This window comes from Rhodothermaceae bacterium (genome assembly GCA_009838195.1).
Classification (GTDB): Bacteria; Bacteroidota; Rhodothermia; order Rhodothermales; family Bin80; genus Bin80.
Genome location: VXSC01000042.1, coordinates 29,228 through 55,937, shown reverse-complemented (window position 1 = coordinate 55,937; position 26,710 = coordinate 29,228). Strand labels below are relative to the sequence as shown.

Sequence of the window (26,710 nt, the reverse complement as noted above, 5' to 3'; positions counted from 1 at the left end):
AGATCCCATCCGGGCATTCCAAAGTCCCAACTGACTTATACCTCTTTTGCCAACACTCGGCGATACCTACTGTAAGCCTCCATTGCCCGTTTTCTTCCTGCTCCCAAATCAATGATCGGAGCGGGATAAGGCCGATCAGGAGAGAGATTCCAGGACTTTGGAACCGCCTCAAAATAACTTAATGCGTCCTCATGGGGCAACATGCGCCCCTCGGCAATAAATCTGTCCCTGTAACTATGGTCGGAATCAAATTTATTGGCCTGAGTCTCCGGGTTGTAAATTCGAAAATATGGCGCGGCATCAGGACCTGAACCCGCCGTCCATTGCCAGCCCATTGCATTGGCGGCAATATCCCAGTCGATCAAACAATCACGGAACCACTGCTCCCCAATCTTCCACCCGGTCATCAAATGTTTCGTTAAAAAACTGGCCGCCAACATACGGGTGCGATTATGCATCGTACCCGTCACATACATTTCGCGCATCGCGGCATCCACCATCTCAATCCCTGTCATCCCCCGCCGCCATGCTTCTGCATCCTCGTTTTCCTCGCGCCACGGAAAATTATCCCACTGCGGTCGCCAATTCCTACTGATAATATGGGGGGTGTGGTATAGAAGGTGATAGGCAAAATCACGCCAAACTACCTCCTTCAGAAAATGCTCTACCTCCCTTGGATTCCTCGTGTTCGTCAATGCACGCTTACCAGCATGCCAAATCATTCTGGGAGAAATTTCTCCATAAGTGAGATTTTCAGATAATCTTGACGTTGCTCTATTGCCTGGATAGTCTCTCTCGGATTTATAACGCCCAATGGAGTTTTCAACGAAGCATTCGAGGCGTTCACGGGCAGCCCGCTCCCCCACTCTTGCAAAACGAGAAACCACTGCAGCACCACGGTACATCTCAGCACCGAGCTTCCAGTCAGAGAGCGAGTCACTCCTTGGCCAATCCTGGGGCGGTGACAAATCAGTTGGAGCATCTAGAGGAGATGATACCTTCCGACGTTCCACTGCCCGCCAATAAGGCGTATAAACCTGGTAAAAACCGCCAGTCCGCGTATGTACCGTCTCAGGTTCAAACAATAGACTGGAATTCACCTCATGGACATCCACCCCCCGTGCATTTAAGTCAACCCGCACCGCTTCATCCCTTTTCATAGACTGCAGATCATACAACCTAGACCAGACAACATGTTTGGCACCCGTCTCCAGAATCAATGCCCGGAGAACCTCTAATGCGTCTCCCCGCCGGAAAAGTAAACGGCTATTCTGTTTTTCGAGACTATCTGCCAACGAATGTAGGCTCTTTCCAAGCCGCCACTTCGGTGCTGCACCATAAGTAGATTCAATCAACGGATCAAGAATGAAGACTGGCCAAACTGGACCCGGCTTTTCAATTGCAGCATGCCATGCCGGCTGGTCAGTCAAGCGAAGATCACGGCGGAGCCATAAAATGCTTCCTCCCTGCTGAACTTCCCTTGACCTCATTCGCTTCTCCTGGTAATTCAAACCTCCATCATCTCAACCCACGTGTACGCTGAGAGCTATGCATTGGATTATTTTGCAATCACCCTGCAGATGCGGGCTGCCTGTGTCGCACTACTCGACGGTGATCGTCACTGGTTCTGACATCACGGGCGGATCATGCGGGGTATGGCTGTAGTCCCCCAAGAGTAACTGAAGTGTGTAGGTACCGGGGCTTAACTCCAATGTGGTTTCTGTCTGCCCAAGTCCAAAATGGAGATGAGCTGAATCTGTTGGGATCGGCATATCCATAGCCGGCGCATCCGCTGCATTCACCAACAGGTGGTGATGACCCGAGTTGGGGAATTCAATGCCGGCTGGCGCAACTCCCATGCCGGATAAACCAAACTTAATATTCACCATGCCACTTTGCACGACATCCCCATCCTCAGGCGTAATGATATATACAACCGCATCTTCAGCTGATTGGGATCGAACGTATTCCGTTTCGGCCTCGGACTCTGTTGTAACCTGCGGCTCGGATTGGCAGGCAGCAAGGATGAACAGTGGGACTATCCAGTACAATCTCATAGATCTAATGGTTTGATTTAGCCATAAAGATACACTACGATCAAGAACTAACGGGCAACCCTGCACGATAATCGGCGTTGCACAGCACCAAGAATTCCTATGATGACTTGGTTGACCTCATAACTTCCAGCCCCTCTGAAACCCAATCCTTAGGTCGCTCGATTGGTGCCTGGTTACCCAAACCATCTGTCTTGGGGCTCGATGGCCCACTCGGGGCAGGCAAGACCTGCTTCGTGCAAGGACTGGCCCGGGGACTTGGCATCCCCGCAACAACCCATGTGACCAGCCCAGCCTACACCCTGGTCCAAGAGTATCTTTTCGGGAGCCGTAAGCTGGTTCATATTGATTTTTATAGGCTCAGCACCTTGACGAATACAGACTTCATGCTCTTCCAAGAACTACTTGAGAACCCGAATCATATCGTAGTTATCGAATGGGCCTCCAAATTCCTGTCCGACCTGGTTCCAGAATTCCTGACAATTTCCATCTCACTCGGACAAGACAAAAATCAGCGAAACTTCCAGGTATCCTCCACTTCCCCGCGTTACGTGGAGCTGCTTGATAAACTGTCAAATCATGCGAGCACTGATTCTTGACACATCCGGACCATTTACTACGGTCCTGATCACGGAGCATCATCAGCTATCCACCAGTCATATTCTTCGCGACCGCCCTGCTGAGCATTTACATGAGCAAATCCATGCATCCCTCGAAAATTTGTGCATTACTCCCCAGGATCTGAGCCAAATCGCCGTAGTTATTGGCCCGGGTTCCTGGACCGGACTAAATATCGGGGTTACGGCGGCCAAAACACTGGCACAGATACTTGAAACTCCTCTGATACCGATCTATACACTTGATGCACTGGCGGCGAGTTGTGCTAAACCTTCCTGGACGCTCATGAATGCTGGGCGTAATCAGTGCTACTATGCGCGATATTCAACATCCGATTCCCAGGAAATGGCGGTAGATCCCATAGATACCGTGATCCAACAGATCCTTGCAGACTCGAATTCAGTCTATGTTGTTGAATATGGTGATACGTTCAAAGAGCGGTTTACTGGAAATGACAAATACCTCTCCATGGATCGGCTCCCGCCGGAAGCTTTAATTGCCGCATTGAAAACTTCTGGCAGTATAGAAGGTGCGGATATTAAGTCACTCACCCCTGCCTACCTGCAGCCATCTCACGTGGAGCAGGATGCATCTCACTGATCTGATCTATGCGAATTTTAGGGATCGATACTTCCTGTGACGATACGGGGGTTGCTGTCGTAGAAGACGGTCATAAAGTGCTCTCAAACGTTATTGCATCGCAATACGAAGCGCATGACCGATTTGGAGGGATCGTTCCCGTGATCGCAGCCCGGGAGCATACGGCCAAAATCAACTTTATTCTTGAGCTGGCACTGGAAAAGGCCCGAATCTCTTTTTCAGACCTAGATGCGGTAGCGGTTTCTCATCACCAGGGACTGATGCTTTCCCTGGTGGTAGGGGTCTCTGCTGCAAAGTCAATTGCCTTGGCCTGTGGAATTCCACTGATCGGAATCCATCATTTGGAGGGACACATTTATTCCAACCTCATGGGCCGCTCCAATGAGCTTCGTTTTCCGTTTCTATGTCTCACGGTGGCAGGTGGTCATACGCTCCTGCTCAAAGTAATTTCTCATGGTACGTACGAGTTGCTCGGCCATACACGGGATGACGCTGCAGGTGAAGTGCTCGATAAAGTCGCCCGCCATCTGAAACTAGGTTATCCCGGTGGAGCAGCCATCGAAAAACTTGCAGAAAAAGGAAACCCGAATGCATATGATTTTCCCCGCCCATTGATCAACCGCCCCGATGGAGAATTCAGTTTTAGTGGCTTGAAAACAGCCGTCATTGCAGCGATTGACCGAGCTCCCGATCTGAATCAGGCAGACCTGTGTGCGAGCTTTCAACAGGCGATCATTGATCTGTTGGTCTCCAAAGCCATGCGCATCGCGCAGGAACATCAACTTCGCCAAATTACGCTGGCCGGCGGGGTTGCATTGAATACTCCCCTGCGAAAAGCACTGCAACATGCCGCGAAAAAGTATGGCTACGAGATTTTTACTCCAAGTAGTGATTTGTGTATGGATAACGGCGCTATGGTCGCTGGTGCAGCCTACTTTCTCTATCAGGAACGGGGAGCTGACTCACTCAACATTGGGACTCGTGCCAATGCTCCACTCGGTACGACCGGAGTACGCTACCGCCATGAGAGTAAATACAAATAGCCACCTACGTGCTGTAAAATCCTTTCAGACGTGGGTAGAGTTCCTTGAACTGCTCATGTAAGCTGGCATACACGCGTTCTGCATCTCCGGGAAAAGATTGCTCGTGAACAGAGATCGTTGAATCACAAGCCGCTTGCACGGAATCCCAAATACCTACACCGGTCCCCGCTAACAATGCCGCTCCCATTGCCGCCCCTTCGGTCACCCCGACCACGCCCAGTGGGTGTCGCATGATATCTGATAGGATCTGCCGCCATAACGTACTTTTTGCTCCACCACCAGAAATCCTGATCCGCTCAGGAGTCGGCAGCCCCGCGTCGTGGAGAAGTTGCAAATTATCTCTTAAGCCGTAAGCCACTCCCTCAAGAACTGCTCTTGTGAGATGACCGCGCGTATGCCGAGAGGTCAACCCGATAAAGCTGCCCCTGACCAGTGGATCAGCATGTGGGGTACGCTCCCCGCTAAGGTAGGGTGAGAAGAAAAGTCCTTCACTTCCCGGCTCCACCTCTGCAGCTTCTTCAAGTAACTGCTCAAACGAAATATGGCTTGCAAGTGTATCCCGATACCATTGAAAGCTACCCGCCGCACTGAGCATGACGCCCATCATATGCCAAGTTTCAGGAATTGCATGTGGGAATGCATGGGCACGTCCGAGTGGTTCGGTGCGTGGATCCTTCGACGGAGCAAAGACAACCCCGGAGGTCCCCAGGGTCACGGCCCAAGTATCGGGATGAATTGCCCCTACACCAACTGCTTGTGCAGCCTGATCTCCGCCTCCTGCATAAACTGGTGTTCCTTCCAGGAGGCCCGTCTCCAATGCACCTGTTCGATCAACAATACCTGTAGCCTCGGTACCCTCATGTGTTGGCGGAAGCCAAGCTTCTGGAATCTCAAGATCCCTGAGCAAATCCACCGCCCAGGTGCGAGTTGAGAGATCCAACAGCAAGGTCCCACCTGCCCCCGCCCGATCTGTTGCATACGTACCGCTCAGCTTCCAGCGGATATAATCTTTGGGCAATAAGACCTGAGCAATTCTTGCATAGGATTCCGGCTCCTGATCGCGGACCCACAAGAGCTTCGGTGCCGTGAAGCCTGTGAATGCATCATTCCCCGTGGTGGCAACGAGTTGCTTCAACCCAACCCGTTCACGGATCAATTCGCATTGTTTTCCAGCTCTGCCATCATTCCACAGCATGGCTGGACGGAGCACCTTTCCGTGGGAATCCAACAGAACTAAGCCATGCATTTGTCCGGTCAGTCCGATCGCCCGTACAGCTTTTACGTCAACGGATAACAGAACACTGCGAATACTATTGCACATGGCGTACCACCAATTTTCGGGGTCCTGTTCGCTCCAAAGTGGATATGGGCTGGATAACTGATGTTCGTTAGATGCCTGTGCAAGAACGGTACCTTCGGAATTGATACAAACAGCTTTGGATGCAGTGGTGGATACATCCAGTCCGAGAATACAGGGGAGTACCGACATAGAAGGATCAAGGTGTTAACTGCGGATAAAAGTGTAATTTAAGGGAATTATGGAGATACCCTCCTCTTACGGAATACGCCAATACATGGGTCTGTTCCTGGGCCCATTTTGGTTGATCATCGTATTTATTCTGCCGCCACCGGATGGCCTGGCAGCGGCCGCGTGGTATACAGCAGGGATTGCACTGCTTATGGCGACGTGGTGGATCTGTGAATCTATTCCCATTCCTGCTACTTCGCTTCTGCCCTTGGTGTTATTTCCCATTTTAGGTGTTCGCACCGCCCAAGAAACCGCAGAGCCTTATGCCCATCCAATCATCTTTTTGTTCATGGGAGGATTTATGATCGCCCTGAGCATGATGAGATGGGGGTTACATCGGCGGATTGCCATGTGGATTATCGCGCGCGTAGGCACAGGACCGCGGGCTTTAATTGCAGGATTCATGATTGCAACCGCAGGACTGAGTATGTGGGTAAGTAATACTGCCACGACCTTGATGATGCTTCCTGTCGCCCTTTCCGTAATTGCACTAGTCGATACTGAGAGTGGCAGTGAGCGTTTCAAGCACCACTTTGCGGTTGCATTACTGCTGGGCGTTGCCTATGCTGCAAACATAGGTGGGATGGGGACCCTCATTGGTACCATCCCCAATGCGTTTATTAGTGCATTCTTCGAAAGCGAATACGGATACACGATCACCTTTACCAGATGGTTCTCGGTTGGGGCTCCAATTGTTTTGATTGGTGTCCCCCTTGTGTTTTTCATGATTACAAAGGTTCTCTATTCCTTTGCTAAGAATGACCTAGTTGGAAGTGCCGACCTGATTGAGCGTGAGCGGGGTAAGCTTGGCCCGGTAAAGAAGGGAGAGAGAATTGTTGGCATCGTCTTTCTGGTCACTGCGCTTCTCTGGATCACACGCCCTCTGCTTATTACGTGGATCCCTGGGCTCACGGATGCCGGGATTGCGATGATCGGAGGCTTATCGCTGTTTGTTATCCCTGTTGACTTCAAACGGGGGATCTTTACACAGGACTGGGAAACCGCAAAACAACTACCGTGGGGGGCATTGATTCTGATCGGAGGAGGCCTTAGTCTGGCAGGTGCTGTTTCCGGGAGTGGCCTTGCTGTCTGGCTCGGTGAATCACTGGAGCCCCTGCAGCGGTTCCCAACGATCCTGATTATCCTCATGACGACCGGTATCATCGTTTTTCTCACAGAAATCACCAGCAACGCGGCGACCACGGCAACGTTCTTGCCCGTCTTGGCCGCTCTGGCGTTGGCCGTTGGAGAAAATCCTTTACTTATGGCAATCCCCGCGGCCCTGGCAGCCAGTTGTGCCTTCATGCTTCCCGTTGCCACGCCACCTAACGCAATTGTTTACGGGAGTGGACGTGTTACCGTCTTCGAGATGGCACGTGCAGGTCTTGCACTGAACTTCGCTTTCCTCCTATTGATTACCATCTGTGCCTATTCACTGATCTTGTGGGTATTTAGAATCGAGACTGGAACGATTCCAGGATGGGCAATGTAGGTCCCCCTATCACTCTATTTAGATCACACAACAGAATCGAAAATGAAACGCTGCGTCACCTTCGGCGAAATTATGCTGAGACTTTCTACTCCGGGATTCCAAAGATTCACCCAGGCATCGTCCTTTGATGCAAGTTATGGAGGAGCAGAAGCAAATGTTGCTGTCTCATTGTCCCAGTATGGAATCCCTGTCACATTTGTATCTCGGGTACCATCCAGCGAGTTGGGGACCAGTGCAATCCGGACCATGGCTGCATTTGGGATTGACACGCAATTCATGCAGCGAGGGGGTGAACGTTTGGGTATTTACTTCCTGGAAACAGGTGCATCGGCACGGGCAAGCAAGGTCCTCTATGACCGCGGACATTCAGGAATAGCCTCCATCACGCCCGGGATGATTGATTGGGACGAGGTCTTTTGTGAAGCGGATTGGTTTCATTGGACAGGAATTACACCTGCGATCTCCGAAACAGCCGCACTGACTGTTAAAGAAGCTCTTGAGGCGGCCAGCCGTCATGACCTAACGATTTCCGTTGATCTCAATTATCGGGGACGATTATGGAAGTGGGGAAAAACTCCCGCAGAGGTTATGCACGGGCTGGTTTCTTTCTGTGATGTGATTATTGGCAATGAAGAAGATGCCCAAAAAGTTTTTGGGATCCACCCTGAGGGAGTAGAAGTTCGAAGCGGCCATTTGGATGCTTCAACATATGAGCCGGTGGGGAGACAACTGATGGAGATTTTTCCACGCTGCAAACGTGCCGTGACTACACTAAGAAGCTCGATCAGCGCCTCACACAATATTTGGTCGGGAGTTCTGTGGAACGGGTCGGAGCTCCTCCATGGACCTACTTATGAGGTTACTCCAATTGTTGACCGGGTTGGGGGAGGCGATTCATTTGGAGCAGGTCTTATCTATGGGCTTCTATCATTTGGAGGAGACGATCAGAGTGCCCTGAATTTTGGTGTAGCCGCATCCTGTCTCAAGCACACCGTCCCGGGCGACTTCAACCAAGTAACTGTGGCAGAGGTGGAAAAACTGCTCTCTGGCGATGCCTCCGGGCGAGTTAGTCGCTAGGCCTCAAATTCCTGAGGTTGACTCTACGTGCTTAGGAGAATTCGATTCCCCGAACCTTCTGATCCGTAGTCGGACGCCGTGGAAACCCGTTGGCAAACTACCCTGAACCGGTACTCCCTCCAGGATCAGTGTGCGTCCACAGGCTCTAGCCTCACCACCGGTGTCAAGCCCCCTTGGCGATCATCAATGGCGAGATAGATATAGCCATCCGGTCCTTGGCGGACATCGCGGATGCGGCCTCTACCAGAGTGTAATGTCTCTTCCTGCTCAACCTCTTGGCCATCAAGGGTCAGGCGTGCCAGTTGTTGGCCCGACAAGCCACCCACAAAGAAGTTGCCATGCCAAGCGGGAAAACGATCCCCGGTATAGATCAACATTCCCGAGGTGGCGATCGACGGCACCCAAAAATACGCGGGCGGTTCCATCCCTTCGCGGTAGATTCCTTCGTGGATAGCCGTGCCACTGCGGTAGTTCACTCCGTACCCAACTACGGGCCATCCGTAGTTCAGGCCAGGATGTATCAGATTGAGTTCATCGCCGCCCAGAGGGCCATGCTCATTGATCCAGATGTCGCCCGTTTCTGGATGGATCGCCAGCCCCTGCGCATTCCGATGCCCATAGCTCCAGATCTCTGGTTGTATTCCAGCTTGGTCAACGAAGGGGTTGTCCGTAGGAACACGCCCGTCATCGTGGATGCGGATGACCGTGCCGTGGTGGTTGGAAAGGTCTTGCGCCGGATGAGCCTCCAAGTCTCCTCGAGGTGGTATTTGGCGATCGCCGACGGTGATAAACAGGTAACCGTTCCCGTCGAATGCCAGACGACAACCGTAGTGTCCCCGTCCCCGAGAGTCTGCCTCAAAGATTTGCTCAACCTCGATGAGTCGGTCATTTTCGAACCGGCCTCGCACGACGGCCGTTGTCGCCCCTTCGCTGTCAGCCAAGGGCTTTGAGAAACTGAGGTAAATCAGGCGGTTCGACGCAAAATCCGGATGCGGAACCACATCAAGCAGCCCACCCTGACCCTGGGCCAAGACCTCGGGGACTCCAGCCACGGGCTCCTCCATCAACTTTCCCTCCCGAACAATCCGGAGTCGCCCCGAGAGTTCGGTGACCAACATGTCACCCCCGGGCAGAAAAGCAATAGACCAGGGGCGTTCAAAACCTTGGGCCACATCAACGACACGAAAGTCGTGGTAGGCAGACCGCAGAACCGGTGCTTGGCCGTAGACTGGCAGTGCACTCGACAAAATGAATCCCATGACTATGAAGAGAAGGGGCATACGTATCATCATAATATTTCGTTTGGAGCGTATAGTATACGTTTTGATAGGGGATGATGCCGTTGTGATATACGGGCAACACGGGCGACTTCCGACCCGGCGTTCATGAACCCCCTGAATGCATCGCGTGTTCCACTTCCGAGTGGGAGATCAGCGCTATCCATTACCGAGATCACATCGGCCGTGAACTCATATACCCGCCCTTTGAGTAGCATGTGATTAGGCTGAATGCATTTCTAGAGCAGATGGAAGAACATTTTGGCTCCGTGGGTACACACAAGTCATAAATCGTTGCAATTACTTGCAAAATGTTGTAACTATGGCCAAACTGATGCAAACAGAAAAACGCCCTAGAATCACTGTTTTCAAAGTATCCTGGGGCGTTTTTGGCGGTATGCCCGGGAGGATTCGAACCCCCGACCTTCTGATCCGTAGTCAGACGCTCTATCCAGCTGAGCTACGGGCACATGTGCAGTGGCCCCTTGCTACCCTGACGTTATAAAGCTGTTCCGGTAAAGGCCTGTGCAGGATTCAACGCTTGATATCATCATCGTCGGTGCCGGATTAGGCGGCACTTGCGCAGCACTGTATTTGTCTAACTCGAAAAGGGTCGCCCTACTCTCGGGAACTGCTCCGGCAGCCTCTACAATTGCTGCGGGACTGGTAAACCCGTTTGCCGGACAGCGAATGGGAGGACTCTGGAATGCAAGTGTTGCGTACGAGGATTTTCTGCATACACTACGCCGTGCAGACGCACTTGAGACCTATAACCCATGTGGCATTCTTCGCCCTGCTCTTAACGAGGTCCAAGCCTCGCTTTTTCGCACAATTTCCCTGGAAAAACCCGAATCATTTACCTGGCTCCAACCTGATCAGGTGGTTGGGATGTATCCATCTATCACCGCTCCATTTGGTGCAGCAATCACAAAAGGAGGTGTAGCAGATATACCGCAAATGCTGGATCGGCTGATTACCTCACTGATCCCGCGTTGCACGGTGATCCAAAATAACCTTACCAATTGGGAAGACCGTGGTTCGGAAGTCACTGCAGTATTAGACTCGGGCAGATCCCTCAGAACAAAAAAGCTGATTCTCGCAGTCGGTGCTGGATACCAATCCATCCCAAAACTGAGAAATCTGAATCTTCATTGCACCAAGGGACAACTGGTGTATGTATCCCCCTCAACCGAGATCCCACTTCCAGTCAGTGGATACGGCTACGCAGTTCCAGTCGAGGATAGACTGATTCTCGGAACTACCTATGAACATGCACCGCAAGATCTGGAATCGAACGAAGAGGGGATTGCAAAAATTCTTGCTCTAACCCAACAGATGATCCCCTCCGTGGCATCCGCAAAAGTTTTAAGTGCATCTGCAGGGATTCGGGTTGGAGTTCCTGGAACTAGGCTTCCGATGGTCGGCCCACTGACTAGCAATGTCTGGGTACTGACCGGGCTGGGATCGAAGGGGTTATTGTTTGGATCACATATTGGGCGAAACCTTGAAAATTGGATAACTAATCCTTCAAACCTACCCAAAGAACTCCGTCTACAGAAGAATTAATGCATTTGAGGCGTAAAACCTTTTTAATGGGTGATTCAATCACCCTGCACCTTAAATTTGAACTCAATCAATTTTCTTACCGATGGCTGAAGTGCTAAACAGGAACATCGCTGACATCCTCGAGGATTCAGCAGAAAATCTTTTAACACACAAGTGTACCACGATCCCGCATGAGAACCTGCATTTACCGGGGCCCGACTTTGTTGACGAAGTCTGGGCAGGCTCAGACCGGAATCCTCGTGTACTCCGCTCACTGCATACCCTGTTTAACTCAGGACGCTTGGCTGGTACGGGTTACGTATCCATTCTTCCGGTTGACCAGGGGATTGAGCATTCCGCAGGTGCTTCCTTCGCAAAAAATCCGGTGTATTTTGACCCCGAAAACATTGTCCGACTGGCGATTGAAGGGGGATGCAACGGTGTGGCTTCGACGTATGGTGTCTTGGGGGCCGTGGCACGCAAATATGCGCATAAGATTCCTTTCATCCTGAAGTTCAACCATAACGAATTGTTGAGTTATCCCAACTCACACGATCAGATTCCTTTTGCAAATATTCAGAACGCATGGGATATGGGTTGCATTGGTGTAGGAGCTACCATTTATTTTGGATCTGAGGGCTCTAACCGACAACTGCAGGAAGTCACCGAGGCCTTTGCCTTTGCACATGAACTCGGAATGCTGACCATTCTATGGTGTTATGTGCGCAACAGTGCTTTCAAGATTGATGGCGTGAACCACGAAGCATCTGCCGACCTCACCGGTCAGGCCAATCATCTGGGCGTGACCATTGAAGCCGATATTATTAAGCAGAAACAACCCACCTCGAATGGAGGGTATGCTGCATTGAATTATGGCGGTTCCAGCTACGGCAAGTTCGATGAACGTATCTACACAAAGTTGGCCAGTGATCATCCGATTGATCTTACCCGCTATCAGGTCGCCAATTGCTATATGGGACGTTGCGGACTGATCAATTCAGGCGGTGCATCTGGATCAAACGATTTACAGCAGGCCGTCAAGACTGCCGTAATCAACAAGCGTGCTGGCGGCATGGGGCTGATTTCCGGTCGCAAGGCATTCCAGCGTCCGATGGGAGATGGTGTTGGCATCCTGAACGCGATTCAGGATGTCTATCTTGATTCATCCGTCACCGTCGCATAGCGCGCCGCAACTTTATTGAGCACGGGCTCCCCTCCCCCATCCATTTGATGGAGCGTGAGGGAATGCCTTTTATTGGTACTTCCAGAGACCAAAAAATTTGAGTGGTTTTGCGGGTCTGAACCTGCTTAGCCATTCTGCTTACCCTTGGCTCACTTGCTCTGAAGCCTCGCTCGCAATGTGACGCTTGGAATGTATCTTGTGCTGTCGGAGTCCGTTAAAGAGACTGCAACGCACGGAAACAACATGGGGGACTCAAAGCAAACGTCACAATTTGACCAGTACACTGCTCATTACCCCGAATGGGCGCGGATACTGGCACGTAAGTATTTCACCAAGACGTTAATCCAGTTTATCCTCCATGGTAACGTCCGCGATCTCGTGCGGCACGAAGACCCCGAATCCGGCAAGGTAGACTATGTCGGGTTGACACACTTCCTGGTAAATGAACTATTCGCCGCCCGGGATATTGTGGTGCTTTATGATCGGGCGGCTGGGATTCATTTCCTTGACACGGAAACGCAAAAAGATTTCAACCGCGCAGTCTCGGGACACGACAGCCTCTTTGGGACCGAATTTGCTCGAAAACGACCACGAGATCCGTCACAGGTCCTGTCCATCCTTGACAACTACTTCCGGCTACGCCTAAGCTCCAGAAAAAGAATCGCCTGCATCATTGACTATGCCGAAACCATTATCCCGATGGCGGAAGCATCCATGTATTCAGCTGAGGATCGAAGTGCGCTCGTAAATCTGCAGCGCTGGGCGCATGACCCACTGTTCCTGGAGCATGACTTTACAATCTGTTTGATTGCAGAAAATCTGAGTGACCTCAATCAGCAACATGTTCAGAGCCCTTGGACTGCCGAGATAAATATCCCCCTCCCTGAGAACGAAGATCGCCTGGCATTCGCAAAGTGGTCTACGAAGGATTCCATCTCCCTCTTTGAGCAGCACTCCGACCTTGGCTTGGAAGAGTTTTCACAGAATACCCCCGGGCTCGGATATACCCAACTGCAGACCATCCTTGCCGATACCTTGGAGAACAAAACTTATCTCAGTTTCGATCATCTATCCAAACTCAAAAAATCTTTGATTGAAGAATCTGCGTTTGGGATGCTGGAATTCGTCGAATCAGATAGTGGCCTAGACGATGTAGCCGGGCACGCTGAAGCAAAAACTCACCTGCGACAAGCGGCATCTGCGTTAAAACAGGGCATGCATGAAGTCATGCCAATGGGGTACCTGGTGAGTGGACCGGTTGGGACAGGGAAAACTTTTATGATCACATGCTTTGCCAATGACATTGGTGTGCCCATGGTGAAGCTGAAGAATTTTCGCTCACAATGGCAGGGGCAGACGGAAGGGAATCTGGAACGGATCTTGAATCTTCTGGAAGCTATGCCACCGGTTGCCGTTGTGATTGACGAAGCAGACGCAGCACTAGGAAATCGGGATGCGGAAGGAGATTCGGGAGTCTCCAAACGTGTTTTCGGGCAGATTGCCTCCTTTATGAGCAAACCGGAACACCGCGGACGAATTATATTCTTTCTGATTACTGCACGTCCAGACCTCATGCCGGTGGACCTCAAGCGCCAAGGACGAGCGGAAGAGCATATTGCACTCTTCTACCCATCTACCCAGGAAGATCGCCTCGAACTGCTACGCGTCATGATGCGCAGAACAAAGATTGACCTTCCTGAGGAAGCTGTCCCTAAAGCTCTGTTGAATGGAAAGACAACCTATAGTGGAGCAGATATGGAGGCCCTCTTGACGCGTGCCAAATTTCGTGCAGCTGCGATTCACGGAGACCCCCGTGCGGTCACAGCCGAAATTCTGACCTCTGTTGTTGAGGACTTTGTCCCACCTGAAAATAGTGAGGAAAAAGAGCTCCAGGCCTTGGTCGCTGTACTGGAAAGCACGAGCAAGGAAGCTCTGCCCAAAATATATCGGTCTATGGATCGTGCTAAAATTGCCCAACGTGTGACCAAATTGAAATTACAACTCACATAAATACGTTCTCAATCAGCGTACATCGTATATTGCCTGCCCATTCTTCGCAATTTACCTATGCGCGTTAACTACTCCATCTTCGCTGTCGCTATCTGTTGCATTGTTTTGATCAACCTGCCCGTAAGGGCACAGGTCAATAGCGGAGAATCTGTTCCCGATGTGACCCGAACTATTGCGCTTACCAACGCACATGTCATCCAGTCGCCTAGTCAGATTCAAGAACAGAGCAATGTAATCATCCGAGATGGTCTGATCGTAGCGGTCGGGCCTGACGCAGCGATCCCCTTTGATGCGATTGAAATACCGGCAGATTCTCTAACTGTTTATGCCGGATTCATTGATGGTCTTTCTCATACAGGAATTCCTCAGCCAAGGCAGCAACCTGAACAGGAACGCCCTGACGACCCAGCCTTTCCACCGAACGAGTTAGCGGGGATCCTACCACACAGGGATGTTCGCGGTTTACTTGATCCGAAAGATAAACAAATTGCCTCCATGCGAGAATCTGGCTTCACCGCTGCACATGTTGTTCCCAGAGGCCGTATGCTACCTGGTCTGGGGGCAATCATCCTCTTGGGAGGTGATACTCCAAACGAGATGGTGTACCGTGGAGAGACTGCCCTGTATGCACAACTCAGCGGAGCACGCAGAATGTATCCGGGTACTGACATGGCAGTTATTGCCAAGCTGCGCCAACTGTACAGAGAGTCTGAGCGACGTCATCGGGTTGAACAGTTATACAGTGAGAATCCAACTGGTCTCGAACGTCCGCGCTATGATCCGGTCCACTATGCCATGTTCCCCGTGCTGGAGGGGAATAGGCCTATTTTCTTTCAAACCGATGATGTTCTTGATTTGCACCGGGTGCTGTCCGTTCAAGAAGAGTTGGGTTTTCCCGCGGTGCTGACTGGCCTCAGCCAGAGCTTTGATGCTATCGACAAACTGAAGTCCGCGAACTTGCCCCTCCTATTGACTCTCGAGCTCCCAAAGGAGCTAAGAAAAGACAAGAAAGAGCCTCCGACGGACTCCACAAAAGCTGCACCAACCGATGCACCGGTTGCGTTGCCTGAGGTAATGCATCTTGACTACGACCCAGATCTTCGGGTCACCTCATTTACGGACATTGCAATAGAAAAGGAAAATCTGGAAGCTCGGCGTCATATGGCCTACAAAACCCATGTCAGTAATGCCGCCACGCTTGAAGCAGAGGGGCTCTCCTTTGGATTTTCAACTGGAGGTGCCTCTCCCTCTGACCTTTTGACGAACGTCAGAAAAATGGTCGATGAAGGGCTTTCTGAGGCCGCAGCTTTGGCAGCGCTCACCACCACTCCAGCAGAAATCCTCGGGCTTACGTCCAGTATGGGAACTGTTGAAGTTGGAAAAATGGGAAATTTAGTGGTTACAAAAGGATCCATTTTCGATGAAGATGGAGAGATTCAGTATGTCTTCGTTGATGGCCGTAAATATGACGTGGAACCGCCAAAAAAATCCTCCGGTACCGGCGGTGAATCAGGAGCAAATCCCGTCGGAACATGGTCGCTGACCATCTCCTCACCAGATGGTGAGATCGCAGGAACACTCACGATCAGTGGTTCGGATGATGATTGGTCTGGCACCTTGATCGTGGAAGTTGACCCGGAAGCCGCCCCCCTTGAATATATCGCTATGACTGATAATGTACTGACCTTCTCCTTTAATGCAGGAGGGTTTGGTACAATCAGCTCCTCGCTCACATTAGACGCCGATTCAATGAATGGCTCTTTTGATGTGCCAAATGTCGGCCCGGTATCGGTATCCGGTACGCGAACATCGGGCCCTGAGAAGTCAACACAGTTCTATGACTGATCCAATGAAGCTAAAAACCTTTTTCCTTGTCGCACTACTTTCGGTTGCAATAAATTCTGCAGCGCAAGAAATACCCACTGGAGACTTGATGGTCCGCAATGCTACAGTACTAACCATCACGAATGGGACCCTAGAAAACACAGATGTCTTGATTCAGGACGGGATCATTACAGCTGTAGGGGAGCAGTTGAGTGCATCTCAGGATGTCCCTGTAATTGATGCCACAGGCATGTACGTCATGCCCGGAATTATTGATGCACATTCGCATATCGGCATTAGCAACGTGAACGAGTCGTCTGCCCCAGTCACCGCCCAGGTATCCGTTGGAGATGTACTCAACCCCTACAGTATTGCCATCTATCGTGCCTTGGCAGGAGGAGTAACCTCCTCTCATGTGATGCATGGATCTGCCAATGTGATTGGGGGACAGAATGAAACGATTAAGCACCGATGGGGGCTTTTGGATCCAGATGAACTTCGTATGGCTGGAGCTCCACGCACAATTAAATTTGCCCTTGGTGAGAACCCTACACGAGTGCACGGCCGCGGAAACAACAAACGCCCTGCATCCCGTATGGGTGTAGAATATGTGCTGCGCGAGACCTTTGCGAAAGCACAGCGCTATCAGGAGGCTTGGGCACAGTATGAGGAGAATGCAAAAGCAAACCCGCGTGCGATCCCTCCTGCCTATAACAGCCAACTGGAAGTCATGGCGAATATCCTAAGTGGTGATATCCTGATCCATTGCCATTCATACCGCGCGGATGAAATTCTAATGCTTCTGGGAGTGCTGGAAGATTTTGGTGTCGACCAAATCACGTTGCAGCATGTCAACGAGGGTTTCAAAATTGCTCCCGAACTTGCCGAGTTCGGGGCTACTGCTTCTGTCTTCGCTGACTGGTGGGGATACAAATTTGAGGTGTACTATTCAACCGCCTACAACGCAGCAATCCTGACGCGTAACGGTGTACTCACCTCCATTAACTCGGACTCAGGAGAACTTAATCGTCACTTGTACCATGAAGCAGCAAAATCGCAAAAATACGGCGACCTCAGTGACGACGAGGCCCTGGCGCTCATCACGATCAACCCGGCAATACAACTTGGCATTGGCGACCGTATCGGCTCTATCGAGATAGGCAAAGAGGGAGACTTGGCGATCTTTGACCGTCACCCGCTTTCGGTTTATGCAATCAATCAGAAGACGGTTGTCGATGGCATCGTCTACTTTGATATTGAAACGGATACCGATGATATACGCCTGATCGTAGATCCTGAAAGCACCGTTGATACGGTAGTACTGCACTCGCACGACGATACGCACCAGTGCCTGTACGAAGGTTCACTGGACCTCTATGACTTCCTGGAAAGCAATTAATGATGTCCATTTTCTATTCACTGCTTATTGCCGTAACCTTATTGTTTCCACCATCTCCGGAGAAAACGGATACGGTGACTGCACTGACCAACGCGCGTATTGTTACCGTCACTCAGGGAACCATTGAGAGTGGAACGATCCTGATTCAGGACGGCACGATCATTCAAATTGGCGTGAACGTGGATATACCGGAGGATGCCAGGGTTATTGATCTGGCGGGATTGAGTGTCTACCCCGGCATGATTGACTCGGGGACGCAAATGGGGCTTATAGAGGTAGGGTCACTGCCGGAAACCCGTGATGCTTCAGAGCTCGGTGATCTGTCACCACAAATGAAAGCCCTCACTGCAGTCAACCCGAATGGTGTCGCCATTCCGGTTACGAGAGTTAGCGGAGTGACGACCGTCCTCACTGTCCCGTCCGGTGGGATGCTTCCCGGACAAGCCGCGTTGATCAATCTTCATGGTTATACCCCGCAACAAATGTTTGCTGGTTTTGAAGGGGTGATCCTTCGTTTCCCCGCTACAGGTCGCAGAGGTCGATTTGATTCCCGGTCGGAGGAAGAGGTCAAGAAAGCTGCAGACGAGGCCATGAAAAAGCTCAATGACACCTGGGACAGTGCAGAATTACACAATCGGATTGACTCTACCTATCAGACCCGTCCAGAAGATGGACGGAAACCTGAGTACGTGCCTTCTATGGAAGCGCTGAGAGATGTTATCCGAGGGAAACAGACACTCATTATTCAGGTCAATGCAGCGAACGACATCCTTGCTGCTATTGAGTGGGTTCAGGCCCGTGATATTGATCGTGTGCTCTTCAGCGGTCTTGCGGAGGGATGGCGTGTTGCGGATAAAATCGCCGAAGCTGGGATTCCATGTCTGGTCGGGCCGGTCCTTAGCATCCCGACTCGACAAAGTGATCGTTTTGACAAAGCATACAGGAATGCAGGTCTAATGCATGCAGCGGGCGTAAAAATTGCCCTCCGCTCAGATGACACTGCCAACGCACGCAACCTACCCTATCATGCCGGATTCGCCACTGCTTACGGATTACCCATAGCGGAGGCTCTTCGCGCGGTAACTATCAATCCTGCTGAAATTTTTGGTGTGAGTGATAGGCTCGGATCACTTGAGGTGGGCAAGGAGGCAACGTTTTTTGTTTCCGATGGAGACCCATTTGAAACAGCAACCACGATCCACCATGTGTTTATTGCCGGGTACGAGATCCCGATGGAAAGCAGACATACCCGACTCTATGAGGAGTTTCTGCAACGAAGTCCCGGCCTACATAAACATGGTCAGGACTGACTTTTGTGTCTACTGTATCCCGAGTCATCCTCTGTAGTTACTCTAGAGGTCCGTTCATTCTATTCTGGACTTGATCGGACCGTTGGTGATTAATAATCCACTGGGATTTGTATAGATGGGGGAGCAGGTGTGCCTAGATCCGGAATGAACTCCAGTGTGATGAACTCTCCAGGCGGAGCAGATAACGGAGCCGTAACACGACTGCGCGTGTACACTAGCAGATCCGTTTGTCCTAAATTCTGACCATTTTCCCCAAGAATTACTACTTGACCCGCAAAAGGAATCGCCGGTGTCTCGATCAGAACTGTCACATTCACCCCACCCTCCGGCATATTTGAAGTTGATTCCAGTACTGCCATCAGCGGTTGAGAGGTATTGGTTTCAGGGATATAAACACCTGGAATCCGTGTGGAAATGATTGCTGTATGATTGTTCGGTCGTAGCGAAGTGTTTAACGACAATTAAATTTTAAGTCGGCGACAATTAGAATTTAAGTCGGTGGAGCTCGCACAACGAGGCGAAGCAGCGAGTTGCGAAGCCGAGTTGCGCACGTTGAACTCTGTGTGTTTTGTCCATACAGGATTGGTTGATATGTTGAACAGTGCTTACCTTTTGGCAAGCACTGTAAAGATACCCAACGAATCGGATTCCGTCCAAGGGGCACGTTCAAGATCATGTGTCGTTTGTCTTGGATGGGTCCTGTTCTTCGTTTTGTCGTTGGCGTGCCACTTCGAGCCGGTAGCTGGGCAGGTCGAGTTCAAGGATGACACTGTGATGCACCAGTCGGTCAACGACGGCGGTGGTCGTGATTGGGTTCTGGAAGATCTGTTTCCACTCTGAGAAGGCCAGATGACAGGAGATCAGAATACTTCCGTGTTCGTAGCGTTCGGCCAAGAGCTGGAATAAGACATCTGCTTCCTCTGGGCTAAGTGTCCCATACCCAATCCCATCCACAATGAGGGCTTCAAAGCGCAGAAGTTGTTTCATGAATGGGGACAGGCATTGATCGTGCTTGGCCTGCATCAACTGCTCTACCAGTGCACGGCAACGATAAAAGCGGATCCGCGGCCTTGATGGACCAGTTCGTGGCCCAATGCGCATAAGAGATGCGTTTTTCCGGTTCCAGGGGCCCCCAGAGCCAAGACATTTTCGTTTCGATCGACAAAGCCACCCTCCAACAGTGTACTGACCTGGTGATTTATAGGGATCGGTAATCGGGTTCGATCAAACTGATCCAAGGTTTTTTCTCTCGGCAGATGAGAGGCCCGCAGAAAGCGCTGAATGCGATGATTCGTTCGACTCTGCTGTTCCTGTTCCACCAAGGCCAACAGGAAGCGTTCAAATTGGATTTACCTACGTCTGCGGATATATCTGTTGAAATATTCAATCTGCTGGGGCAAAAAGTTCATGCGGAGGAATTCTTCGGTCTTACTGCGGGTCCGTCAAGATCATTAACGCTTGCGGTTCCGAACCTGCCATCTGGTGTATATGTGTATCGCATTGTTGCCAGGATGGAAACAAGTATCCACCTTGTCAAAGGCCAGATGACCCTCGTTAAGTAGCCCATGATCGATTGGGGGTGCACCGGTTGCAATCGGTGCACCCCCAATCGCACTGCCTAGGGCTTTTTAGTCCTCAAATGGACATTTATCCAGGTTATGATGAACTAAAATTCATCAATTATGAGGGTTGCCTATTCGCTACGGATTTAGGAGTGAACGGAGTGGCCGTCATGACAATAATGTTACCGTTACGATCCTCTCTTATACCCCGGATACTCTTGGCAGGCCATCTTGACTTCCAGAGCAACTCCGTGTGACGACCTCCCAAAATCATCGAATTGAGAAATGATCCTAGGTCAACTCAGATTTGAGCATTTGCAGTGCTACTGTAACCAGAATTGACGCCAAGAAAGGTTTCGGATTGTGATTACAGGTACATAAAAGGGTATCCCCCCAAGCGTCAGGAGATACCCTTTTATTTCAAAACTCAACAAGAGATTACTTCACAAGCGTCATCTTGCCACTCAAACGATGTCCGGCAACATTTAGCTGATAGACGTACGTGCCAGAAGTCAGTTCGGTGGCATTAAATGTAGCATTGTACTTACCGGCAACTAGGTGCTCATCAACGAGTGTGGCAACCTCTCTACCTAGCATATCATACACTTTAAGTGTGGCTAAGCCCGCATCTTTAAGCTCAAACTCAATACTGGTCTGTGGATTGAACGGGTTCGGATAGTTCTGCGACAGCGTAAATCCATCTGGGATTTCAACCGGATCGCGCTGAATGCTCGTCACTGTGCCACGCATGAATTTTTTGACAGTTGGCTGTCCACCATTAAATATCCCTACGTAAGCGTAAAGTCCGTCAGGTGAAAACGCAATGGCGCGAGTGTTCTCACCAGCGTAATCAGTAGGTAAATTGAAATTAAGACTGTCCACAATTTCATCCGTGACAGGATCAAGACCGTACCACGTCAGGAATGTATAGTTAACGGAATCAGCAGCACTTCCGCAGCAATCTCTTGCATGTCCAAACCAGACATGCCCAGTGGTTGGATGACGAGTACTGGATTCAGAAGTGAGTCCTGGATGGACGATTCCAGTAGAATCGAGAGGATTGAAATTGGTTGTGTAAGGCGAAAAATCGTCAGAACGAGTAAACTTAATCAGGCCAGGAGCCTGGGTTGCGACCGAATTAGCCCAATACACAGCGTTCCCATCGGCGGATACTTCAACGTTACGGCCAATTCCCCACTTGAGTGTATCCGTGACAAGTCCCGCAAAATTAAAATCGGTCGTGTTAATCAGTATACCACTTCCCGAGGCTCCCACGTTGGCCATATAAATATTACCAAAATCGTCAATTCCAGGTGATGCATGAGAATAGTTCTCAGTTACGAGCCGATCCATAACCTCTCCAGTCTCGTGATTAAACCGGTACAAAATGCCACCAGCCGCGGCTTGTCGAATCGCAACAATTATATTGCCATCGATATCGGTTTTCAGTCCTCCGACAAAACCACCTTCCCCGAAGGAGCCTAGAGTGTCCCCTTCGATAACGTGAATGGGTTCCATCGCCAAAGTCCCATCTGGATTGTAAATCCAAATTGGGCCAGAAGTGAATGAGTTTCCATTTGCATCCCTCAGGGTATCACCGTCCATACTCAGCGCGGGAGTGCGGGCGAACTGATCAACCCAAATCTTGCCCTCACCGTCTACGGCAAGGCCATGAGTTGGGAGAGTAAAGGATGAATCTGGCGGAAATGGTCCCATGTCAATCCAGTTTTGGGCACTTGCGGTGCCACTTATCAAGAGAATTGACGCCAGAAAGAGTGTTTTGCGAATCATGGTAAAAAAGGTCATGGTAAAAAGGGTATGGTGAATATGTTAAGAATGAAGAACTTTGCTGTAGACAGCATAAAGTACAAGTTAAAAGTTCCGATTACCCTCTCGGCGAGTGGCAATCCGGATAATTCCTGAAGGATAAAACTCGGTGGAGTTGGTTGCAGCATAAAGGGCGTCCCCCGCCCCCCAGGCAAACCTGCGGACCACCTGTGGCAGCACGTTTGGATACAACTCTGCCCCCGTCCGATCTGGTTGGATCAGGATAACAGGATCAGTTCCATCTGTGCCAACATACAATTGTCCAGTAGACGAAAACGAAAGAGCAAACGCAGTAGATCCGTATTGGGAAGTAATGTTCATAATCTCCTCCGCGGTACCTAGATCACCGTTGGCATCAATGGGGAAACGCCAAATCATGCTAATCTCATCCTGAAGACCGGCTACATACAGGAAGTCATCAAACAGTGCGATATCCCGGACATCCGCTTCAAATTCATACATCTTTACAGACTTATCCTGCTCGACGCTGTATAGATCTGAGTTATTACCCGCAGCCCATATCCGCCCGTTCGCATCGACCGTTACAGTCGTCAATCGGGTGGATCGATTTGGTATCACAGCAAATACCTGGAAATCGGATCCCTTCCCCGTACTCTGGAATATGGCTCGAACCGATCGAACCCCATACAACGAGTTATCTGGCCCAAATTCAATATCTGCCCATGGGAAGGGAGAACTGAGATAATCACTGCGCTCTCCCCCAGGAGTAATTCGGATGATCCCAACTGCAGCCCCAAAAGCGGTCAGCGAAGCATACAGGTTTCCTCCGGAATCTGTAGCAATACCCGAGATATCTTCGAAATCTCGAACATCACCGAATTCAACAAAGGGAGGATCCAAGCGATACGGAAGAGTATTACTGAAATTCTCGGCGCCCACGACAGCCATACGAAGTTCCAATTCGGGTTGAGGATTATTAGGGGCAAATACACGAAGCTGGGTTGCAGAAGCTTCCAATACATCCCCGCGGTCCGTACCGAAATACACGAGATTCTCATGGGGTTGAATTGAGAAATTATTGCCCGTAATCGTAACTGCATCCACTCCAGCAAGCGCGCTGCCCTCCGGCGTGACACTTTCAATCACCGGATCAGGCAAACTGGAACGGTCTGGATCGTAAATACTGGGTGCCATCCCCGAGTCACAACCCCCGAAAAGAGCTGCACACAGTAGACCGCCGGTCAGCAGGGCGCAACGCCCTAGCCTATAGCGAAAATCGTATAGCAAGACGTTGTACATTCGATAAAATTCCAAAATCGGTGTAAGAATAATCTGCACCGAAGCCGAACCTCCGAAGGGACTGCTTTAGCCCTAACCCAAAACTAATTCCCTGTTCATCGGTGGGGAATACATACCCCGCACGAAGGATGAACGTATTTAGAAAAACATACTCCGTTCCAATCTTAATCTGCTCCGAGAAATCGCGGGGATTTGAAGCATCAACAGAAAACAATAATTGATGCACACTGGATCCTTGATCAATAAAATCCATCATATTCATCGACACACCAATATTTAATGTAAGCGGCAACGCAACACTCTCTTCACTGAATGTGATCTCCGGTGCGAAATTACGAGCACTCACGGCAAAATTAAGACTGCGAAAACCGGTCTTGTACAAAACGCCAAAATCATAGGCAAGAACCCTCTCTTCCACATTCTCACGTTCATATTCACCCGCTCCATCAATTCCCGAAACGGAGTTCGCCAGATATTGATTTGCTAACTTGAAATGAGCACCCACTGAAAAACGATCCGAGAGTGTACGGGCATATCCGACTCCAAAACTCCAAGCTGAGGGAGAGAAAGTCCCCACGTCCAAGAATCCATCTTCATTGTCAAAACGAATTGTCTCTTCCAACTCCCCATAATCCACCATCAAAAACGAAAAACCTATCACGCCAAAACGCCCGCTTCCTGGACGAAACGATAAACTGCCCATGGAATAATCGATTTCAGCAATCCAGCGCGTCTGTCCGACGTTCACATCTATGTTGCTCTCCTGCCAAGCCATCCCACTAGGGTTGTAGAACAACGATGCAGATCCATGCTCGATCGCAGTCAGCGCATCTCCTAAACCAGCGGCACGAGGACTCACCGACACGGACAAAAACTTCATAGCGGTCTGAGCAAGTTTTTTCTGCTGTGCTGAGACAGAGACTACTGTAAACAGCGGCAAAAAGAGCAGTATGTACATCCATCGCTTCATACTACCGTTAACGGATAATGACAAATTTCTTGATTATCCTCTCACCTGTATCCAAATCGGTGATTACCGCGATAAATACACCACTGGATACAATTTGCCTAGACGATGTTGTATGATCCCAAAATTCGTCCCCACTTCCATCGGTGTGCTCAATCTCATCTACGAGTTCCCCCAGATCCGTGTAAATCGCAATCGTACAGCGACCTGGAATATTGAAAAATGCCAGTTTATCCGTTTGATCTGGAAAACGAACCAGGGGACTCGAGCCAATATTGAATGGGTTTGGCACAATCCGTATATCCGATAAAGCGGTACCTGCAGGTCGTTTTAGTTGGGTTGGGGTATAGGTCTGCGTAGAATAACGTGAACTTCGAAGAGGGCGTCCAGCGGGAGTGAGTCCAACTCCATTGTTTTGGCTCGCACTCTGTACTGCTACGATGTAATAATAGTAGTCAATCCCACGAATCGGCGTGGTATCTTCAAAACTGGTATCTCCAGGCGGTGCAGTGTGCACAAGAGTATAAGTACTGTCAAAGCGACCCTGCGCACGATAAATTTCCCAGTTATCTGGGAGGGGTTCGGTTGTATGAGGGCTCCATGTCAAAAGAATTCGGTCTCCCCCGCCATCCACCTCAAATAAACTCGGTGGAGCAGGAGCACGGGGAATTGTATACCCAGACTCATAATTAGCAATTGCCCTGCGGAACATTTGAAACAGCGAATCCCGCCCGGTAAATACCCATTCATTTTTTGTCATGGAATGAGTTTGACCATGAACCTCCATTGTAATTGGAGAACTGTCACTCGCGTTTGACTCTTTATACGCTCTGCCAATGATCGAATTTGCCTCACGACTTAAGCCTGCTGCTCCTTCCGCGACGACAATACGTATGCTCTCGCCTGGAGCCAGTGTATAGGGACCATACCCATTTGCATTCGAAAATCCTCCAGGTGTGCCCAAACTCGGATCACCAACAGGATCCAAAAAACCCGGAAGTCCACTAGGCTCTACCACGTCCGCGTGGCGGGGAGACTTATGTCCGGCTGACATCACCCCGTATTCCACCTCCATTTTCGTTGGATTGAATGCGTCATTTTGGGATGTGTACGGATCATCAGAGCCAATCCACGAGGTAGTGCTGGGCTGACTCGGATCATCCGTCGAATCCGATGGAGAAGTATCTGCGTGCAAAGTGACGACCCCGACGAACTGGGACGCACCGAGGCGACCCGTGGTATCTGTCGGCGCAATGTTCACAGCTGGGAGTGCCTGGGGTAAAATCGGACCCCCAATATTGTTGTAGGCATTAAAGGGTGGGAAATAGCCATGCCATACAAACTGGGCACGAAAATTCTCATCTGGAGGATCTTCTTTAACTCCATCTCCTCGGGTGTCCAACATTGCATTTAATCCCCAACTCGTACCGTTTCCAATCACATAACGGGTTTCCTTGGCGACAGACAAACGCCACTGAAAAAAGAAGTAGACACCTTCCAGTATCTGATTGGGAAGCTCTATCTCTGGATCATCATCCGTGTTTCCCGTATTCGTGAAGATGTATTCAAGAATATGATAATTGTCATGATATTCTTGGGTGAATTGTAGAATTTTGCGTTCCATCGAGATCCCAAGGAGTGTATTTGCCTCGTTGACAATCATCACATCCGCGTCAATTGAAGGATCTGAAAAATCATTCACCATGGCTGCCTCTGGCTCAGTAATTGCCCCATCTACCAAGACAGCCGTTGGGGGCAAGCGGCTGATCAACTCAAAGCGTGTCGGGAAAAACTCTCCACCCCCAGACACACGTGGGCCTACATGTACCACACGATGCGGATAGCTGGTTCCGAGGTCATCAGTAACATTCAAGGCACCAATCCACAATGCTTTGGCAGCTTGCATATCTGTAAATCGATAGAGTCCGGGCCACCGAAGTCCATCCTGTTGAATACCAACAAATCCACATGCCTCACACTCACTCCCGACTTCTGAGTACCAGTTATGCATTGAGCCAGCTGAAAGCCATTTTTTGACAAACTGAGCTTGGGCAGGAGATGCAATCACTGAGAACGTAATCAATGCGCCCATCGCGAAGCACCGGAGCAGCAAGGTATTGATGGATGAGGTCAT

Annotated in this window: 23 protein-coding genes and 1 tRNA gene; 12 read left to right on the top strand and 12 right to left on the bottom strand. The window is 50.3% G+C overall.

What is annotated here, in order from left to right:
• Positions 1-35 precede the first annotated feature (35 nt).
• Complete coding sequence (locus F4Y64_09650; protein ID MXX97861.1) at positions 36-1,490, bottom strand: deoxyribodipyrimidine photo-lyase; 1,455 nt, start codon at positions 1,488-1,490, stop codon at positions 36-38.
• Between the two features lie 111 nt (positions 1,491-1,601).
• Positions 1,602-2,057, bottom strand: a complete 456-nt coding sequence (locus tag F4Y64_09645) for a DUF4399 domain-containing protein (protein ID MXX97860.1) — start codon at positions 2,055-2,057, stop codon at positions 1,602-1,604.
• A 77-nt stretch (positions 2,058-2,134) separates the two neighbouring features.
• On the opposite strand from F4Y64_09645, the gene tsaE reads away from it, so the two are divergent.
• The 3 genes from tsaE to tsaD are packed head-to-tail and all read left to right on the top strand — an operon-like array spanning position 2,135 to position 4,315.
• Positions 2,135-2,653, top strand: a complete 519-nt coding sequence (gene tsaE / locus F4Y64_09640) for a tRNA (adenosine(37)-N6)-threonylcarbamoyltransferase complex ATPase subunit type 1 TsaE (GenBank protein MXX97859.1) — start codon at positions 2,135-2,137, stop codon at positions 2,651-2,653.
• A complete protein-coding gene (gene tsaB / locus F4Y64_09635) occupies positions 2,634-3,272 on the top strand; it encodes a tRNA (adenosine(37)-N6)-threonylcarbamoyltransferase complex dimerization subunit type 1 TsaB (protein MXX97858.1) in 639 nt (212 codons plus the stop codon). The genes tsaE and tsaB overlap by 20 nt, the downstream gene beginning before the upstream one ends.
• An 8-nt stretch (positions 3,273-3,280) precedes the next feature.
• Positions 3,281-4,315, top strand: a complete 1,035-nt coding sequence (gene tsaD / locus F4Y64_09630) for a tRNA (adenosine(37)-N6)-threonylcarbamoyltransferase complex transferase subunit TsaD (protein ID MXX97857.1) — start codon at positions 3,281-3,283, stop codon at positions 4,313-4,315.
• A gap of 4 nt (positions 4,316-4,319) precedes the next feature.
• Here the strand turns inward: tsaD and xylB are convergent, their stop codons facing one another.
• Positions 4,320-5,804, bottom strand: a complete 1,485-nt coding sequence (gene xylB / locus F4Y64_09625; protein ID MXX97856.1) for a xylulokinase — start codon at positions 5,802-5,804, stop codon at positions 4,320-4,322.
• A gap of 49 nt (positions 5,805-5,853) precedes the next feature.
• Between xylB and F4Y64_09620 the strand changes: the two genes are divergently transcribed.
• Both F4Y64_09620 and F4Y64_09615 read left to right on the top strand, forming a co-directional pair.
• Positions 5,854-7,335 carry an SLC13/DASS family transporter gene (locus tag F4Y64_09620; protein ID MXX97855.1) on the top strand — a complete coding sequence of 494 codons (1,482 nt, stop codon included), beginning with the start codon at positions 5,854-5,856 and terminating at the stop codon, positions 7,333-7,335.
• A gap of 42 nt (positions 7,336-7,377) precedes the next feature.
• Positions 7,378-8,412, top strand: a complete 1,035-nt coding sequence (locus tag F4Y64_09615) for a sugar kinase (GenBank protein ID MXX97854.1) — start codon at positions 7,378-7,380, stop codon at positions 8,410-8,412.
• A gap of 125 nt (positions 8,413-8,537) precedes the next feature.
• Here F4Y64_09615 and F4Y64_09610 read toward each other — a convergent pair whose 3' ends face one another.
• Together F4Y64_09610 and F4Y64_09605 are read right to left on the bottom strand one after the other, a co-directional pair.
• Positions 8,538-9,704, bottom strand: a complete 1,167-nt coding sequence (locus F4Y64_09610) for a PQQ-dependent sugar dehydrogenase (GenBank protein ID MXX97853.1) — start codon at positions 9,702-9,704, stop codon at positions 8,538-8,540.
• 381 nt (positions 9,705-10,085) lie between these two features.
• A tRNA-Arg gene (locus F4Y64_09605) sits at positions 10,086-10,159 on the bottom strand.
• A 55-nt stretch (positions 10,160-10,214) separates the two neighbouring features.
• On the opposite strand from F4Y64_09605, the gene F4Y64_09600 reads away from it, so the two are divergent.
• From F4Y64_09600 to F4Y64_09575, 6 genes are all read left to right on the top strand, one after another.
• Positions 10,215-11,255 carry an FAD-binding oxidoreductase gene (locus tag F4Y64_09600; GenBank protein ID MXX97852.1) on the top strand — a complete coding sequence of 347 codons (1,041 nt, stop codon included), beginning with the start codon at positions 10,215-10,217 and terminating at the stop codon, positions 11,253-11,255.
• Between the two features lie 82 nt (positions 11,256-11,337).
• A complete protein-coding gene (locus F4Y64_09595) occupies positions 11,338-12,417 on the top strand; it encodes a class I fructose-bisphosphate aldolase (protein MXX97851.1) in 1,080 nt (359 codons plus the stop codon).
• Positions 12,418-12,660: 243 nt separating this feature from the next.
• Positions 12,661-14,427 carry an ATP-binding protein gene (locus tag F4Y64_09590; GenBank protein ID MXX97850.1) on the top strand — a complete coding sequence of 589 codons (1,767 nt, stop codon included), beginning with the start codon at positions 12,661-12,663 and terminating at the stop codon, positions 14,425-14,427.
• A gap of 57 nt (positions 14,428-14,484) precedes the next feature.
• Positions 14,485-16,272: an amidohydrolase family protein gene (locus F4Y64_09585; protein MXX97849.1), complete on the top strand. Its 1,788-nt coding sequence runs from the start codon at positions 14,485-14,487 to the stop codon at positions 16,270-16,272.
• A 4-nt stretch (positions 16,273-16,276) separates the two neighbouring features.
• Positions 16,277-17,650 (top strand): amidohydrolase family protein, encoded by a 1,374-nt coding sequence (locus tag F4Y64_09580; GenBank protein ID MXX97848.1) that lies wholly within the window; start codon positions 16,277-16,279, stop codon positions 17,648-17,650.
• A gap of 2 nt (positions 17,651-17,652) precedes the next feature.
• Positions 17,653-18,960 carry an amidohydrolase family protein gene (locus tag F4Y64_09575; GenBank protein ID MXX97847.1) on the top strand — a complete coding sequence of 436 codons (1,308 nt, stop codon included), beginning with the start codon at positions 17,653-17,655 and terminating at the stop codon, positions 18,958-18,960.
• Positions 18,961-19,049: 89 nt separating this feature from the next.
• On the opposite strand, the gene F4Y64_09570 is transcribed toward F4Y64_09575, so the two are convergent.
• From F4Y64_09570 to F4Y64_09560, 3 genes are all read right to left on the bottom strand, one after another.
• Positions 19,050-19,319: a hypothetical protein gene (locus F4Y64_09570; protein ID MXX97846.1), complete on the bottom strand. Its 270-nt coding sequence runs from the start codon at positions 19,317-19,319 to the stop codon at positions 19,050-19,052.
• A gap of 313 nt (positions 19,320-19,632) precedes the next feature.
• Positions 19,633-20,061, bottom strand: a complete 429-nt coding sequence (locus F4Y64_09565) for a hypothetical protein (GenBank protein ID MXX97845.1) — start codon at positions 20,059-20,061, stop codon at positions 19,633-19,635.
• The gene (locus F4Y64_09560; GenBank protein ID MXX97844.1) at positions 19,992-20,309 is read right to left on the bottom strand and encodes a hypothetical protein; all 318 of its coding nucleotides are present in this window, start codon (positions 20,307-20,309) and stop codon (positions 19,992-19,994) included. The genes F4Y64_09565 and F4Y64_09560 overlap by 70 nt, the downstream gene beginning before the upstream one ends.
• Between F4Y64_09560 and F4Y64_09555 the strand changes: the two genes are divergently transcribed.
• A complete protein-coding gene (locus F4Y64_09555; protein ID MXX97843.1) occupies positions 20,217-20,522 on the top strand; it encodes a T9SS type A sorting domain-containing protein in 306 nt (101 codons plus the stop codon). The two genes, F4Y64_09560 and F4Y64_09555, sit on opposite strands and share 93 nt — an antisense overlap.
• Positions 20,523-20,960: 438 nt before the next feature.
• Here the strand turns inward: F4Y64_09555 and F4Y64_09550 are convergent, their stop codons facing one another.
• From F4Y64_09550 to F4Y64_09535, 4 genes are all read right to left on the bottom strand, one after another.
• A complete protein-coding gene (locus F4Y64_09550) occupies positions 20,961-21,272 on the bottom strand; it encodes a T9SS type A sorting domain-containing protein (GenBank protein ID MXX97842.1) in 312 nt (103 codons plus the stop codon).
• 1,122 nt (positions 21,273-22,394) lie between these two features.
• On the bottom strand, positions 22,395-23,609 hold the full coding sequence (locus F4Y64_09545) for a hypothetical protein (GenBank protein ID MXX97841.1): 1,215 nt from the start codon (positions 23,607-23,609) through the stop codon (positions 22,395-22,397).
• On the bottom strand, positions 23,575-24,579 hold the full coding sequence (locus F4Y64_09540; protein MXX97840.1) for a PorV/PorQ family protein: 1,005 nt from the start codon (positions 24,577-24,579) through the stop codon (positions 23,575-23,577). Before F4Y64_09540 ends, F4Y64_09545 begins: the two co-directional genes overlap by 35 nt.
• 7 nt (positions 24,580-24,586) lie before the next feature.
• A complete protein-coding gene (locus F4Y64_09535) occupies positions 24,587-26,710 on the bottom strand; it encodes a hypothetical protein (protein ID MXX97839.1) in 2,124 nt (707 codons plus the stop codon).